Source organism: Mycobacterium sp. SMC-16 (assembly GCF_046250085.1).
GTDB classification, from domain to species: Bacteria; Actinomycetota; Actinomycetes; order Mycobacteriales; family Mycobacteriaceae; genus Mycobacterium; species Mycobacterium phocaicum.
Genome location: NZ_CP176427.1, coordinates 2,347,600 through 2,360,244, shown reverse-complemented (window position 1 = coordinate 2,360,244; position 12,645 = coordinate 2,347,600). Strand labels below are relative to the sequence as shown.

Here is a 12,645-nt window from a genome sequence, read left to right as displayed (position 1 = left end):
AAGGCTAGCGAAGGGCTGTGACATCAGGCCGCGATGATCCCCGTCGACGTCCCGCACGCCACGAGGACGGTGCACGCGGCCACCGGACTCAACGGAACCTGCGGATCCTCGGTACCGACCAGCGGCGGCAGCGGCGGCATGAAGATCGGCACGAGGCTGGCGCCCGTGACCCCTGTCAGCCTCGCGACGACCTGCGCGACGGCGTTCGTCGCCGCGTACGTCAGGCTGCCGACCAGCTGCACGGGCACGGTCATCGCCTGTGCCAGCGGGCTGATGACGAAGATGTGTTGCGCCGCGATCGACTCCAGTTGCGCCGTCACCGCATCGAACCCTTGATTGAGGAAGTAGGGCACGGACGCGAAGACCGTCCGGACGCCGAGTTTCAGATCGGTGCCGATGTCGGGGTATCCGTACTTGCCGATGACATCCAGCACCGCGGCTCGCAGCGCGGCGTCGTCGTCGATCGGTGTGACCGTGCTGCCGCCCAGGTTGGTGATCGAGACACCGTCGGACTTGGGCGCGGGGGTACCGCCGAACAACGTCACCACCGTCGGCGTGACGTCGACGATCTGGTACTTCAGGTTGACCCCACCGGCCGTGAACAGATTCGGGTTGTTGGCGATGACGAAAGTCGATGTCTCATTGGGTGATTGGAAACCGTGACCGAGGCCCTTACTGGCCTGGTGACCGTGATCGGTGACGACGATGACGGTCCACTGCTCCCCGGTCGCGGCTTCCCAGTCATTGACCTGCTGCATGATCTCGCCGATGTTCTGGTCGACATTGCGCACCGCGTCGGCGTACTGCTGGGACGCGCCACCGTAGTTGTGCCCGTTCTCGTCGACCCCGACGAAGTAACTGAACACGAAGTTCGGCTTGTTCGGGTCGGCGGCGGCGATCGCGGCCTCGGTCGCGTCGCCGACGGCGTCGTCGGTGAGTGACCAGTCGGAGTCGCCTGCGATGTGCGAGATGTTGACGACGTGGTCGGCGCCGACCGAGCCCGACACGGCGATGGCCGAGACGACGTCCCAATTCGCGATGGCCGTGGTCTGGATACCGGGGTTGAAGGTCTCGAGCTGGTTGAAGACCGTGGGCCACTTGTCGTAGACGGCCGGATTGAAGATGTTGTTGATGACGCCGGTCTTCTCACCCCAGACGCCGGTCAGGATGGCGGTCCACGACGGATTGCTGATCGTGGTGTGCCCGACGATGCTCGCCGGCGCCGTGGTGCCGCCCTGCATGAGCTGGAAGAAGTTGGCGTTGGCCGGGTCGGCCAGCACGCGGCTCAGGTTGGTGCCGTCGACGCCGATCACCAGCACGTTGGGCGTGGTATCGGCGAGTGTCGAAACCGGCTGCGGTGCAACGGCACTGGTGGGCTTGAGCGTCTTTCGTTCGAGTTCATCGCGCACCGCAGCCAGGGCCACCAGCACCGATGTCGAGCTGAGCGGCGATACCGGCGCCTGAAGCGAACGCAGGGCCCTGGTGAGTTTGGCGATCGGTGTGGTGGACACCGCGGCCACCTTGACCGTCGGCTGTGCGGCGCTCGCCTGCGCCGCGACGGCGGTGACCGTCGGCGTCGCCACGGACCTGGCCGGAACCGCGGCCGTGACACGCGGCAGGCTCACCCGGGGTGCTGCCTCATCCGCTATGTCTGCCTTGCCGTTGTCGACCTTGCCCTTGTCGGGTTTGTCGGCGGCGGCGGCCTTCTGAACCTTCTTGTCGGGCTTGTCGGCCGTGTCCTTGCCAGCCTTGTCCCTGTCGGCCTTGTCCGCGTGCTTGCTGGATTTCGGCTTCGGCTTGGCCGGTTTGCGCTGCTTCTTGTCCGGAGCGCCCGACGGCGTGCCTGCCGACTGGGATGACGTCGTCGCCCCGGCGGCACCTGCGGTGGTGTCGGCCCACGCCGGGCAGTCACCCCACCCCGCGAGCGCGGTACCGATCCCGAGTGCGACCGCCAGTCCCCCTACCCGACCAATGCATCTTCCCGCTGTCATCCGGAATGTATAACGCGCGACAATTATCGGCCGCACAGGAATCGCGAACCTGACACACAGTCATCCCGAAGGTTGGACACCCGCCGCGCCGCCGCGCGTTACCGTGGCAACGTGCCGCATCCGATCATGTTCGACGACGACGACCCCGGCCTGGCAGAGCTGCGCGCGGTCGCACTGGGCTTCCCCGAGGCCTTCGAGAAGGTGTCGTGGGGCCGGCCGGTGTTCTGCGCGCCCAAGATGTTCGCGATGTACGGCGGCAATTCGAAGACGACGGGCGAGATGGTCGCCTACCCGCATTCATTGCTGGTCAAGGTCGACGAGTCCGACCGCGCAGCACTGGAACAGGATTCGCGGTTCTACTATCCCGCCTACATGGGTCCGTCCGGTTGGCTCGGGCTGGATTTCACCGCGGCGAAGGTCGACTGGCACGAGGTCCGGGAGCTGCTCGATGCGTCGTTCCGGCTGGTCGCGCCGAAGCGATTGATCAAGCTACTCGACGCGCAATGAGGTAGGCCTGCGGCGTGGATTCGGCTCCGTCGTCGTCCGGTTGCCGGACCAGTTCGGCGTAGACGCGAAAACCACTGCTCGACAACAGGTCTGCGACCACCTCCGGCCGACGACGGATGAAGGTCAAGTTCACGGCCTCGCCATCGAAGTCCGTCAGCACCCGCGGCTCGTCCCCGACCTGGAACGCCAACAACAGCACACCGTCCGGCCCGAGCACCCGGTGGAATTCGGCGAAGACCCGCGGCAGGTGCGCGTCGGGCACGTGGATGATCGAGTACCACGCATAGAGTCCGCCGACGCTGCCGTCGGCCACGTCGAGGTCGAGCATCGACCCGACGCGAAACGGCAGACCCGGATTGTGCTGCCGCGCCTGCGCGATCATGTTGGGCGACAGATCGATTCCGGTGACGTCGAGACCGACAGCGGCAAGCGCCGCGGTGGCCACGCCGGTGCCGCAGCCCACGTCCAGCACCCTGCTTCCTCGGCCCACCAGTTCAGCGAAGGCACCGATCATGGCGCGGTCCAACGGCCTGTCATCGAGATGGCTTTGGAAGCGCCTGACGTAGTGCGCGGCCGCGCGGTCATAGCCATCACGTGTCCTCGCCAGAAAGTCAGGCATCGTGATGCCGCCGGTCCGCCGTTGGCTCGTTAGCGCCGAGGATCGTGGTCACCATGCGGCAGCAATCCTCGGCATAGTGGCAGAGACGAGATCTCGGCGCGGCCGCACTGCCACTACCGCGCCGAACCGTCGTCGTCCTCGCGGAATCCCGGCACCCACTTGTCGACGATGTCGGCGTAGTTGATGGTTGCGTCGAGCTGTGCGGCGATGCCGAGCAGACCACCGAGCACCCGGAACATCATGAGGTAGTTGGGCGGCAGGTTCAGCTGGCGGCTGGTCTTGAAAGTGGCGGCGAACTGCTCGCTGCGGATGTCTGCCGCGGTGGCGGCGATGCCCTGCAGCCACTTGCGGCTGAAGTGGAAACTCTTGTGCCGCAACGGTTCGATGTACGGCAGCAGGTAGGCGTTGATCTCCTCGTGCGACACCGTCGCACCCGGTGGGATGAAGCCTTCCTCCCGGAGGTAGGCGGTCATCTCCTCCCACTTCTCGTCGCGCGCGAGCCGCAGGATGGGGCCGGTGGCGCGCGGCAGCCCGCCCTCGTGGACCGCGACGGCACCGAAGTCCATGACGCCGAACCGGCCGTCGTCGAGCAGCATGAAATTGCCGGGATGCGTGTCGACGTGCAGGAGCCCGCAGCGATAGTGCGCGCTGATGGTGACCTCCAGCAACAGGTGCGCGCACCGGTTGCGTTCGTCTTCCGTTCCGCCCGCGATGATCTCGGAGAGCTTGCGGCCCTCCATCCATTCGGTGATGACGACCTTCGGTGACGACGCGACGACCGCCGGCACATAGAACTGCGGATCGCCCGCGAAGGCCTTGGCGAACGCGCGCTGATAGTCCGCCTCGATGCGGTAGTTCAGCTCTTCCTCGGTGCGCTCGATGAGCTCGTCGATGATGCTCTTGACGTCGGCGCCCGGAACCACCTGCTTGAACAGCGTGGTGAGCATCCGCAGCGTCTTGAGGTCGGCGCGCACGGCCTCATCGGCACCCGGGTACTGCACCTTGACCGCGACGCGGCGGCCGTCGCCCCACACCGCGCTGTGCACCTGCCCGATGCTCGCGGAGGCGACGGGCGTGTCGTCGAAAGACTGGAAACGCTCACGCCACTTGGTGCCCAGCTGGGCATCGAGCACGCGGTGCACCTTGTCGGCGGGCAGCGGCGGGGCGTCGCTCTGGAGTTTGGTGAGGGCTTCGCGGTAGGGCTCGGCATACGCCGGTGGGATGGCGGCCTCCATGACAGAAAGCGCTTGTCCCAGCTTCATGGCCGCGCCCTTGAGCTCCCCCAGCACCTGGAAGAGCTGCTCGGCGGCCTTCTCGACGAGCTCGGCGTTGACGTCCTCTTTCGACTTGCCGGCCATGCGCTTGCCGACGCCCAGGACGGCGCGACCTGCGATCCCGGCAGGAAGGGTTGCCAGCTTGGCGGCACGTCCCGTGCGGCCACGGCGGATTTCAGCCATGGCCTCGATCTTGGCTTTCTTAGCCGATCTTGACAACAGCCGCTACGAAACCGGGACAACCACCAGTTCGTGCGGCTGGTTGTTCATCGATACGCAGCCGTCGTCGGTGACGACGACGATGTCCTCGATCCGGGCGCCCCACTGCCCCGCGAAGTACACACCGGGCTCGACGCTGAACGCCATGCCCGGCTCCAGCGTCAAACCGTTGCCCGCCACGATGTACGGCTCCTCGTGGACCGACAGGCCGATGCCGTGACCGGTGCGGTGCACGAACACCTCGGCCAGCCCCTCGGCGGCCAGCACGTCGCGGGCCGCGGCGTCGATCTGCTCGGCCGTCATCCCGGGCCGGACGGCGGCGACGGCCGCCGCCTGCGCCCGCTGCAGCACCGAATACTGTTGCGCCACGACGGGATCGGGCTCGCCGATGCTGTAGGTCCTGGTGCAGTCCGAGTTGTAGCCGGGCTCGACGGGCCCGCCGATGTCGACGACGACGATGTCACCGACCTGCAGTTCGCGGTCGGAGCATTCGTGGTGCGGGTCCGCCCCGTTGGGACCGGATCCGACGATGATGAACGCCACTTCCGAATGACCTTCGGCCACAATAGCTTCCGCGATGTCCGCGGAAACGTCGGCCTCGGTACGTCCCGGCTTCAGGAACTCGGGCACCCGCGCGTGGACGCGGTCGATGGCCGCGCCGGCCTTCGTCAGTGCGTCGATCTCGCTGGGGTCCTTGATCATTCGCAACTGCCGCAGCACATCGGTGGCCAGCACCGGCACCGCGCCGAGGACCGACGCCAGCGGCAGCAGGTGCAGGGCCGGCATGGCATCGGTGACCGCGACCGTGCTGCCCGGCAGCGCCGCGGCCACCAACGCGTAGGGATCGTCCCCGTCGACCCAATCCTGAACCGTCAGGCCCAGTTCCAGGATCGCCGACTCCTTCAGCGACGCCAGTTCCAGCCGCGGCACCACGACCGTCGGCGTCGAACCGTCGGCCGGCACCACGAGTGCCGTCAACCGCTCGAAGGTCTGCGCGCGCGACCCCACCAGGTACCGGAGGTCGTACCCCGGAGTGATGACGAGCCCGGCCAGGCCGGCGGCATGGGCAGCCGCGGCGGCCGAGCGCAGACGCGCGGCATAGACGTCGGTGTTGAATCGCGCTGAGCTCATGGCAATAGGCTAGTGCGATGCTGACCGACATCCGTGACAGGCGGGCCCGAGCATGAGCCAGCCGATCCTGCTCCTCGACGGCGCCAGCATGTGGTTCCGGTCGTACTTCGGGGTGCCGTCCTCGATCACCGCGCCCGACGGCCGCCCCGTCAACGCGGTCCGCGGTTTCATCGACAACATCGCGGCCCTGGTCACCCAGCACCGGCCCGGCCGCCTGGTGGTGTGCCTGGACCTCGACTGGCGGCCGCAGTGGCGCGTCGACCTGATCCCGTCCTACAAGGCGCACCGGGTTCTCGAGGAGCACCCCGACGGCGAGCCCGACATCGAGGAAGTGCCCGACGATCTGACACCGCAGGTCGCCATGATCATGGAGCTGCTCGACGCGTTCGGCATCGCCACGGCGGGCGCCGCGGGTTTCGAGGCGGACGACGTGCTCGGCACGCTGGCGACCCGGGAACAGGCAGACCCCGCGATCGTGGTCAGCGGCGACCGCGACCTGCTGCAGCTCGCCAGTGATGACGGACCTGGAATCAGGGTGTTCTATATCGGTCGCGGCCTGGCCAAGGCGGTGCTGTACGGGCCCGCCGAGGTCGCCGAGACCTACGGCGTCCCGCTCGACCGCGCCGGTGCGGCATACGCCGAACTCGCCCTGATGCGCGGCGATGCGTCCGACGGGCTGCCGGGCGTCGCCGGCATCGGTGAGAAGACCGCGTCGACGCTGCTGCAGACCTACGGTTCGCTGGCCGCGATCGAGGCGGCCGCGCAGGACCCGACGTCCAAAATGGCTGCGGCGCAACGTAAGAAGCTGCTGGCCGCGGCGGACTACATCACGGCTGCGCTGCCCGTCGTCCTCGTCGCGACCGATGCGCCGGTGTCCCTGTCGACAGCGTCCGACGCGCTGCCGCTCGCCGCGCGCGACCCACAGCGCGTGGCCGACCTCGCCGGCAAATACGGCGTCACAAATTCCATCGCGCGGCTGCAGAAGGCGCTCGACAAGCTGTAGCCGCCAAACGCAGAACTGCCCCTTTTCCAAGGAAAGGGGGCAGTTCTGGCGTCGCGCGAGGGGCGTTACTTCGGGCGGCCGACCTCGTACGTGCCCTTGTCGTCCTTGAACGTGACCTTGACGGTGCGCTTGGTGCCGTCGATGTTCACGTCGCAGTCGAACGTCTGCCCGGACTTGACCTCAGGGTCGCTGCCGTTGTTGCACTTGACGTCCTTGACGTTCTTGGCGCCGTAGCCGTTGGTCTCGTCGGTCAGGATTTTCTGCACGCCCGACTGCGCGGCGTTGATGTCGAGCTTGGTGGTGACGAAGAAGCCCGGCCACAGGAACCCGAGGACGCCGACGACCGCGACGATGACGGCGGCCACGACGCCGCCGATGATCATCAGCGTCTTGCTGCTGGCCTTCTTGGCGGCCGGGGCGCCGAACTGCTGGTCGAACTGCTGCCCCGCGGCACCGTCACCGAACTGCGGCTGACCGTACTGACCAGGCTGGCCGTACTGGGGCTGACCGTACTGACCCGGCTGGCCGTACTGCGGCTGACCGTAGGCGCCCGGCTGCGGGTAGCCCTGCTGCGGGTAGCCCGGGTACTGCTGCTGGGGGTAGCCCGGAACCTGCTGCGCCCCAGGCTGCGCGGCACCGGGCTGAACGGCCGGGTACTGCTGCTGGTACTGCTCCGGGTTGTAGGCCGGCTGCTGTCCCCATGCCGGGGCGGCAGTGGTCGGCTGCTCGGCGCCGGACGCCGGCTGACCCCAAGCGGGCTGCTGACCTTGCCACTGCTGTGACGGATCAGTTCCCTCTGGACCGCTCATCGTCTCTCCCTCGGTGCTCTACTACTCGGACGTCATCCGGGCTGCTGGTCAACCACACTACCGGTGCCGCCGTTCCTGGATGACCTGCACGCGGGGCGCGTGTCTGGGCATCACCTGACCCGGCCGGCCTTAGTCTCGCGGTATGACGGACCAAATCCGGCTCGGCAATGCCGTCTTGACCCGCGTCGCGGAAACCCAGGTGCAAATCCCGACCACCCTGTGGCCGTCCACGCCGCCGGAGGCCTGGCACGCCGAGGCCGAACTGCTGGCGCCACGGTTCTGGAACCCCGCGACCGACCTGTTCCGGATCGCGATCCAGAGCTGGGTGCTGCAGGTCGACGGGCTGACCATCGTCATCGACACCGGCGCCGGCAACGATCGGCACCGGCCGCACATGCCGCCGCTGGATCACCTCAGCACGCCGTTCCTCGACAACATGCGGGCCGCCGGTATCGACCCGGCAGCCGTCGACGTCGTGCTCAACACGCACCTGCACACCGATCACGTCGGCTGGAACACCCAACTGGTCGACGGCGCCTGGGTCCCGACGTTCCCCAACGCCCGGTACCTGATGCCCGAGGCCGACCACCGGTTCTTCGCGCCCGACAACCCCGAGACCACCGACGAGATGCGAACGGTGTTCGAGGACAGCGTGATTCCCGTGGCCGACCAGACCGAGCTGTTCTCCGGCGACTATCAGCTGAGCGACTCGGTATGGCTGCGCCCGGCGCCCGGCCACACACCCGGCTCGTCGGTGTTGTGGCTCGATGCCGGCAAGCCGGCCGTGTTCGTCGGCGACCTGACGCACTGCCCCATCCAGATTCCCCGGCCGGACGATCCATGCGCCTACGACGTCAACGCGGCCGAAGCGACTGTCACCCGCAAGCGGGTGTTCACCGAGGCATCCCGGCGGCGGGCGGCGGTGGTGCCGGCACACTATGCCGGCCACGGCGGCGCAACCATCGTGGCGCGCGGCGACCGGTTCATGGTCGACGACTGGCTGGATCTGAGTCCGGCCTGAGCCGGCGGCAGCTCACATGGAGTCGATGGCGACGACACCGCGACGCACCGCGCCGATGGCCCGCTTGGCCGTGGCGCGCAGCTGCGGCGACGGCGCGGCGAGCCGCACCTGGTCCAGCAGGTCAAGCACCTGACGGCACCACCGCACGAAATCACCTGCGGGCAGCGCGTTTCCGTTGCCGTTGTCGGACATCAGCAGCGCCGCGGTCAGATCGCCGTAGGTCGCCCAGCTGTACATGGCCGCGGCGAAACCGGCGTCGGGTTCCCGGCTGAACGGCAGCCGGTGCCGGCGCTCGTCGCCGCGGATGTCGGTCCACAGCCGGCGGGTCTTGGCCAGCGCCCGCCGTACCTCGTCGGTGACCTGCTCGAAGCCCGGCGGCACCGTCGGGCCGTCGCCGCGCGATTCGAACAGCACCGCCGACACGACCGCGGCCAGCTCGGCCGGATTGAGGCTGTCCCACACGCCGCCGCGCAGGCACTCGGCGACCAGCAGGTCGCTCTCGCTGTAGATGCGGGCCAGGAGCCGTCCGTCGTCGGTGACCGCAGGCTCGCCTTCGGCGCCTTCGATGAAGCCCCGCTCGCTGAGCAGCGAGACGATGCGGTCGAAGGTGCGCGCCAGTGAGTTGGTGGCCGCGGCGACTTTCTGCTGCGTCTGGTCGTTGTCACGTTCGATGCGCAGGTAACGCTCGGCGGCGCGCACCCGGGCTTCGCGGTCGGGCAGTTGATGCGCGGGGTGCCGGCGCATCTGCTCGCGCAGGCCGGCGAGCTCCGGATCGATGTCCGGTGTCGCCTCCGTGGCGCCGCGGCTGCGCCGCACCGACGGCACATCGATGCTGTCGGCCGCCCGCAGCAGCGCCAATGCCAGATCACGGCGCACCTTCGGCTGCCGGTGCTCCACCCGCTTGGGCAGCGACATGCTGCCCAGACGCTGCGACGTCCCGGCGTAGTCGGCGGCGGAAATCCTTCCCGCCCAACGATGTTCGGTCAGCACCAGCGGGCGGGGGTCGTCGGCGTCGAACGCCGGCTCCAGCACCACGGCCAGTCCACTGCGGCGGCCCAGGCCGATGGCGATGACGTCGCCCCGCTTGAGCCCGGCCAGCGCGTCGTTGATGCCCTTGCGCCGCGTCAGGCGACCGGCCCGGGACTGTGCCCGCTCACGTTCGGTGATGCTCGCCCGCAGCCGGGCGTACTCGAGCACGGACTCCCAGTCGTCACTCTGCTCGGCGGCAAGCGCGGCGAGCATCCGCTCACCGCGCTTGATGCCGCGCACCAGCCCGGTGACCGAGCGGTCCGCCTGGTACTGCGCGAACGACTGCTCGAGCAACCGGTGCGCCGCGGCCGGCGTCATGTGCTGCACCAGGTTGATCGTCATGTTGTACGACGGCGCGAAGGAACTGCGCAGCGGGAAGGTTCGGGTCGACGCCAGGCCGGCGACCTGGGCCGGATCGGCCATCTCGTCGGTGGCATGCCACAGCACGACGGCGTGGCCCTCGACGTCGATGCCGCGGCGTCCGGCGCGACCGGTCAGCTGCGTGTACTCCCCCGGCGTCAACGGGGCGTGCTGCTCGCCGTTGTACTTGACCAACCGTTCCAGCACGACGGTACGGGCCGGCATGTTGATGCCCAAAGCCAGTGTCTCCGTGGCGAAAACGGCCTTGACCAGGCCCGCGGTGAACAGCTCCTCGACGGTGTGCCGGAACACCGGCAGCAGCCCGGCGTGGTGGGCGGCCAATCCGCGCAGCAGGCCTTCGCGCCACTCGTGATAGTCCAGCACCGCCAGATCGGACTCGGCCAGATCGGCACAGCGCCGGTCGACGATCTCGGCGATCCGGTCGCGCTCGGTCCTGTTGGTCAGCCGCACCGCCGATCGCAGGCACTGCTTGACCGCGGCGTCACACCCGGCGCGGGAGAACACGAACGTGATGGCCGGCAGCAGACCGGCCTGGTCCAGGGTGCCGATGACGTCGGTCCGGCTCGGCGGGCGGTACATGGCGGGCCGACCCCGATGCCCGTCGCGGCCGCGGCCGCGGGGCTGCCAGTCCATCAGGCGGTCCGCCTCGCGGCGATGCGCGATGTGCCGCAACAACTCCGGGTCGACGCGCGCCTTCCCCTCGCCGGGGGCCGCACCCTTGGACAGGTCGAAGAGATCGAAGAGTCGCTTGCCCACCAGCATGTGCTGCCACAGCGGCACCGGGCGGTGTTCGTCGACGACGACGGTCGTGTCACCACGGACCGTCTGGATCCAGCCGCCGAACTCCTCGGCGTTGCTCACCGTCGCCGACAGGCTGACCAGCCGGACCTCGTCGGGCAGGTGCAGGATCACTTCCTCCCACACCGCGCCGCGCATCCGGTCGGCGAGGAAGTGCACCTCGTCCATCACGACGTACGCCAGGCCGTGCAGCGCAGGCGAATCGGCGTACAGCATGTTGCGCAGCACTTCGGTGGTCATGACCACGATGTCGGCGTCGCCGTTGATCGCCTGGTCACCGGTGAGCAGGCCGATGCGTTCGGGGCCGTAGCGGGCCACCAGATCGTTGTGCTTCTGGTTGCTCAGTGCCTTGATCGGGGTGGTGTAGAAGCACTTCCGCCCGGCGGCCAGCGCCAGATGCACCGCGAATTCGCCGACGACGGTCTTGCCGGCGCCGGTCGGGGCACAGACCAGAACGCCGCGCCCGTTCTCGAGCGCCACGCAGGCGTTGGTCTGGAACGGGTCCAGGGTGAACGACAGGCCGGCGGCGAAGTCACGCAGTTGCGGCCCCGGTTCGACCGGGGCCGCCTCCTGCGAGTCAGGTGGCGTCGTCATCGATGGTCAGCCGGGTCGGCGTCGGCACGGCAGATGGCGCATCGATGGGTTCTACCGGCCCGATCGGGGCGGCCTCGTCGTCGGGAACGGTCTCGGCTTCGCGCCTGGCCTTGCGCCGGTCGTGGAGCCGTGCCACCTGGATCGACATCTCCAGCAGCACCGTCAGCGCGAGCGACAGCGCCAGCATCGAGAACGGGTCCGAGCCGGGCGTCACGAACGCCGCGAACACGAACAGGCCGAAGATCAGCCCGCGGCGCCAGGCCTTGAGCTTCTCGTAGGTGAGCACCCCGACCAGGTTCAGCATGATGATCAGCAGCGGGAACTCGAAGCTGATGCCGAACACGATCAGCAGATTGATCAGGAAGCCGAAGTACTGCTCACCGGACAGCGCGGTGATCTGCACATCGCTGCCGACGGTCAGCAGGAACGACAGTGCCGTCGACAGCACCACGTAGGCCAGGACCGCGCCGGACACGAACAGCAGCGCGCCGACGCCGACGAACAGCGACGCGAAGCGCCGTTCCTTCTTGTACAGGCCGGGGGTGATGAACGCCCAGATCTGGTAGAGCCACACCGGGCAGGCCAGGATGATGCCCGCCGCCATGCCGACCTTGAGACGCAGCATGAACTGGTCGAACGGCGCCGTCGCCAACAGCCGGCACTCCCCGTCGGGCGCGATCGACGCACGCGACGACGCCGGCAGCGAGCAGTACGGGCCGCGCAGCCAGTCACCGAGGCTGGGGAATCCGAAGAAGCCGTGCCCGTACCAGAGGAAACCGACGACGGTCGTCAACAGGACCGCGATGACCGCGATCAGCAACCGTGTCCGGAGCTCCTCGAGGTGATCGACGAGCGACATGGTGCCGTCAGGGTTGACCCGCGACCGTCGGCGGCGCGGGTCGAGCTTTCGGAAGATTCCAGTTACTGGCACGTGAGTGTGAAATAGGCCGACCGCCGCGAGCGCTTGGCCCGCGGCGGGATCACGGCAAAGGTCAGGCCGGGTGCTTGTCCGCGGCGTCCGGCGCTGCCTGCGGTGCAGGCGCCGGGTTCTCGACGCGCTCGGCAGTGATCGGGCGCGGCGCAGGCTGCTCCGAAGTGCCGTCCGACTGCATTTCCTTCAACTCGGACTTGAAGATGCGCATCGACTTACCAAGCGAACGCGCGGCGTCCGGCAGCTTCTTCGCGCCGAAGAGCAGCACGAACACCGCGATGACGATCAACCAGTGCCACGGTTGCAAACCGCCCAATTTGGGTCACCTCCAGAAGTTG

General features: G+C 68.2%; 11 protein-coding genes. 3 read left to right on the top strand and 8 right to left on the bottom strand.

Features of this window, described 5'->3' with window-relative positions; all coding sequences use genetic code 11:
• Window positions 1-23: 23 nt before the first annotated feature.
• Window positions 24-1,991 carry an alkaline phosphatase family protein gene (locus tag ACJEIK_RS11385; protein ID WP_135356627.1) on the bottom strand — a complete coding sequence of 656 codons (1,968 nt, stop codon included), beginning with the start codon at window positions 1,989-1,991 and terminating at the stop codon, window positions 24-26.
• Window positions 1,992-2,102: 111 nt separating this feature from the next.
• On the opposite strand from ACJEIK_RS11385, the gene ACJEIK_RS11380 reads away from it, so the two are divergent.
• Window positions 2,103-2,498, top strand: a complete 396-nt coding sequence (locus ACJEIK_RS11380; protein ID WP_061006785.1) for an MmcQ/YjbR family DNA-binding protein — start codon at window positions 2,103-2,105, stop codon at window positions 2,496-2,498.
• Here ACJEIK_RS11380 and ACJEIK_RS11375 read toward each other — a convergent pair.
• The 3 genes from ACJEIK_RS11375 to ACJEIK_RS11365 all read right to left on the bottom strand — a co-directional run bounded on the left by ACJEIK_RS11375 (window position 2,476) and on the right by ACJEIK_RS11365 (window position 5,741).
• The gene (locus ACJEIK_RS11375) at window positions 2,476-3,117 is read right to left on the bottom strand and encodes a class I SAM-dependent DNA methyltransferase (protein ID WP_135356628.1); all 642 of its coding nucleotides are present in this window, start codon (window positions 3,115-3,117) and stop codon (window positions 2,476-2,478) included. The genes ACJEIK_RS11380 and ACJEIK_RS11375 overlap by 23 nt on opposite strands.
• A gap of 113 nt (window positions 3,118-3,230) precedes the next feature.
• The gene (locus tag ACJEIK_RS11370) at window positions 3,231-4,574 is read right to left on the bottom strand and encodes an ABC1 kinase family protein (protein WP_409431487.1); all 1,344 of its coding nucleotides are present in this window, start codon (window positions 4,572-4,574) and stop codon (window positions 3,231-3,233) included.
• Window positions 4,575-4,616: 42 nt separating this feature from the next.
• Window positions 4,617-5,741 (bottom strand): M24 family metallopeptidase, encoded by a 1,125-nt coding sequence (locus tag ACJEIK_RS11365; protein WP_061001586.1) that lies wholly within the window; start codon window positions 5,739-5,741, stop codon window positions 4,617-4,619.
• A gap of 52 nt (window positions 5,742-5,793) precedes the next feature.
• On the opposite strand from ACJEIK_RS11365, the gene ACJEIK_RS11360 reads away from it, so the two are divergent.
• A complete protein-coding gene (locus tag ACJEIK_RS11360) occupies window positions 5,794-6,744 on the top strand; it encodes a 5'-3' exonuclease (RefSeq protein ID WP_061001587.1) in 951 nt (316 codons plus the stop codon).
• 65 nt (window positions 6,745-6,809) lie between these two features.
• Here ACJEIK_RS11360 and ACJEIK_RS11355 read toward each other — a convergent pair whose 3' ends face one another.
• Window positions 6,810-7,553, bottom strand: a complete 744-nt coding sequence (locus ACJEIK_RS11355; RefSeq protein ID WP_135356630.1) for a DUF4333 domain-containing protein — start codon at window positions 7,551-7,553, stop codon at window positions 6,810-6,812.
• Window positions 7,554-7,695: 142 nt separating this feature from the next.
• Between ACJEIK_RS11355 and ACJEIK_RS11350 the strand changes: the two genes are divergently transcribed.
• Window positions 7,696-8,574 carry an MBL fold metallo-hydrolase gene (locus ACJEIK_RS11350; RefSeq protein ID WP_135356631.1) on the top strand — a complete coding sequence of 293 codons (879 nt, stop codon included), beginning with the start codon at window positions 7,696-7,698 and terminating at the stop codon, window positions 8,572-8,574.
• A gap of 12 nt (window positions 8,575-8,586) precedes the next feature.
• Here ACJEIK_RS11350 and ACJEIK_RS11345 read toward each other — a convergent pair whose 3' ends face one another.
• The 3 genes from ACJEIK_RS11345 to tatA all read right to left on the bottom strand — a co-directional run bounded on the left by ACJEIK_RS11345 (window position 8,587) and on the right by tatA (window position 12,623).
• Window positions 8,587-11,376, bottom strand: a complete 2,790-nt coding sequence (locus ACJEIK_RS11345) for an RNA helicase (RefSeq protein ID WP_135356632.1) — start codon at window positions 11,374-11,376, stop codon at window positions 8,587-8,589.
• Window positions 11,360-12,307, bottom strand: a complete 948-nt coding sequence (tatC, locus tag ACJEIK_RS11340; RefSeq protein WP_064857657.1) for a twin-arginine translocase subunit TatC — start codon at window positions 12,305-12,307, stop codon at window positions 11,360-11,362. The genes ACJEIK_RS11345 and tatC overlap by 17 nt, the downstream gene beginning before the upstream one ends.
• A 61-nt stretch (window positions 12,308-12,368) precedes the next feature.
• Window positions 12,369-12,623, bottom strand: a complete 255-nt coding sequence (gene tatA, locus ACJEIK_RS11335; RefSeq protein ID WP_061001590.1) for a Sec-independent protein translocase subunit TatA — start codon at window positions 12,621-12,623, stop codon at window positions 12,369-12,371.
• Window positions 12,624-12,645: the final 22 nt, after the last annotated feature.

Excerpts from the sequence above, each read along its gene's own strand:
- ACJEIK_RS11385 (WP_135356627.1), bottom strand. The coding sequence starts at position 1,991 with ATGACAGCGGGAAGATGCATTGGTCGGGTAGGGGGACTGGCGGTCGCA.
- ACJEIK_RS11375 (WP_135356628.1), bottom strand. The coding sequence starts at position 3,117 with ATGCCTGACTTTCTGGCGAGGACACGTGATGGCTATGACCGCGCGGCC.
- ACJEIK_RS11370 (WP_409431487.1), bottom strand. The coding sequence starts at position 4,574 with ATGGCTGAAATCCGCCGTGGCCGCACGGGACGTGCCGCCAAGCTGGCA.
- ACJEIK_RS11365 (WP_061001586.1), bottom strand. The coding sequence starts at position 5,741 with ATGAGCTCAGCGCGATTCAACACCGACGTCTATGCCGCGCGTCTGCGC.
- ACJEIK_RS11360 (WP_061001587.1), top strand. The coding sequence starts at position 5,794 with ATGAGCCAGCCGATCCTGCTCCTCGACGGCGCCAGCATGTGGTTCCGG.
- ACJEIK_RS11355 (WP_135356630.1), bottom strand. The coding sequence starts at position 7,553 with ATGAGCGGTCCAGAGGGAACTGATCCGTCACAGCAGTGGCAAGGTCAG.
- ACJEIK_RS11350 (WP_135356631.1), top strand. The coding sequence starts at position 7,696 with ATGACGGACCAAATCCGGCTCGGCAATGCCGTCTTGACCCGCGTCGCG.
- ACJEIK_RS11345 (WP_135356632.1), bottom strand. The coding sequence starts at position 11,376 with ATGACGACGCCACCTGACTCGCAGGAGGCGGCCCCGGTCGAACCGGGG.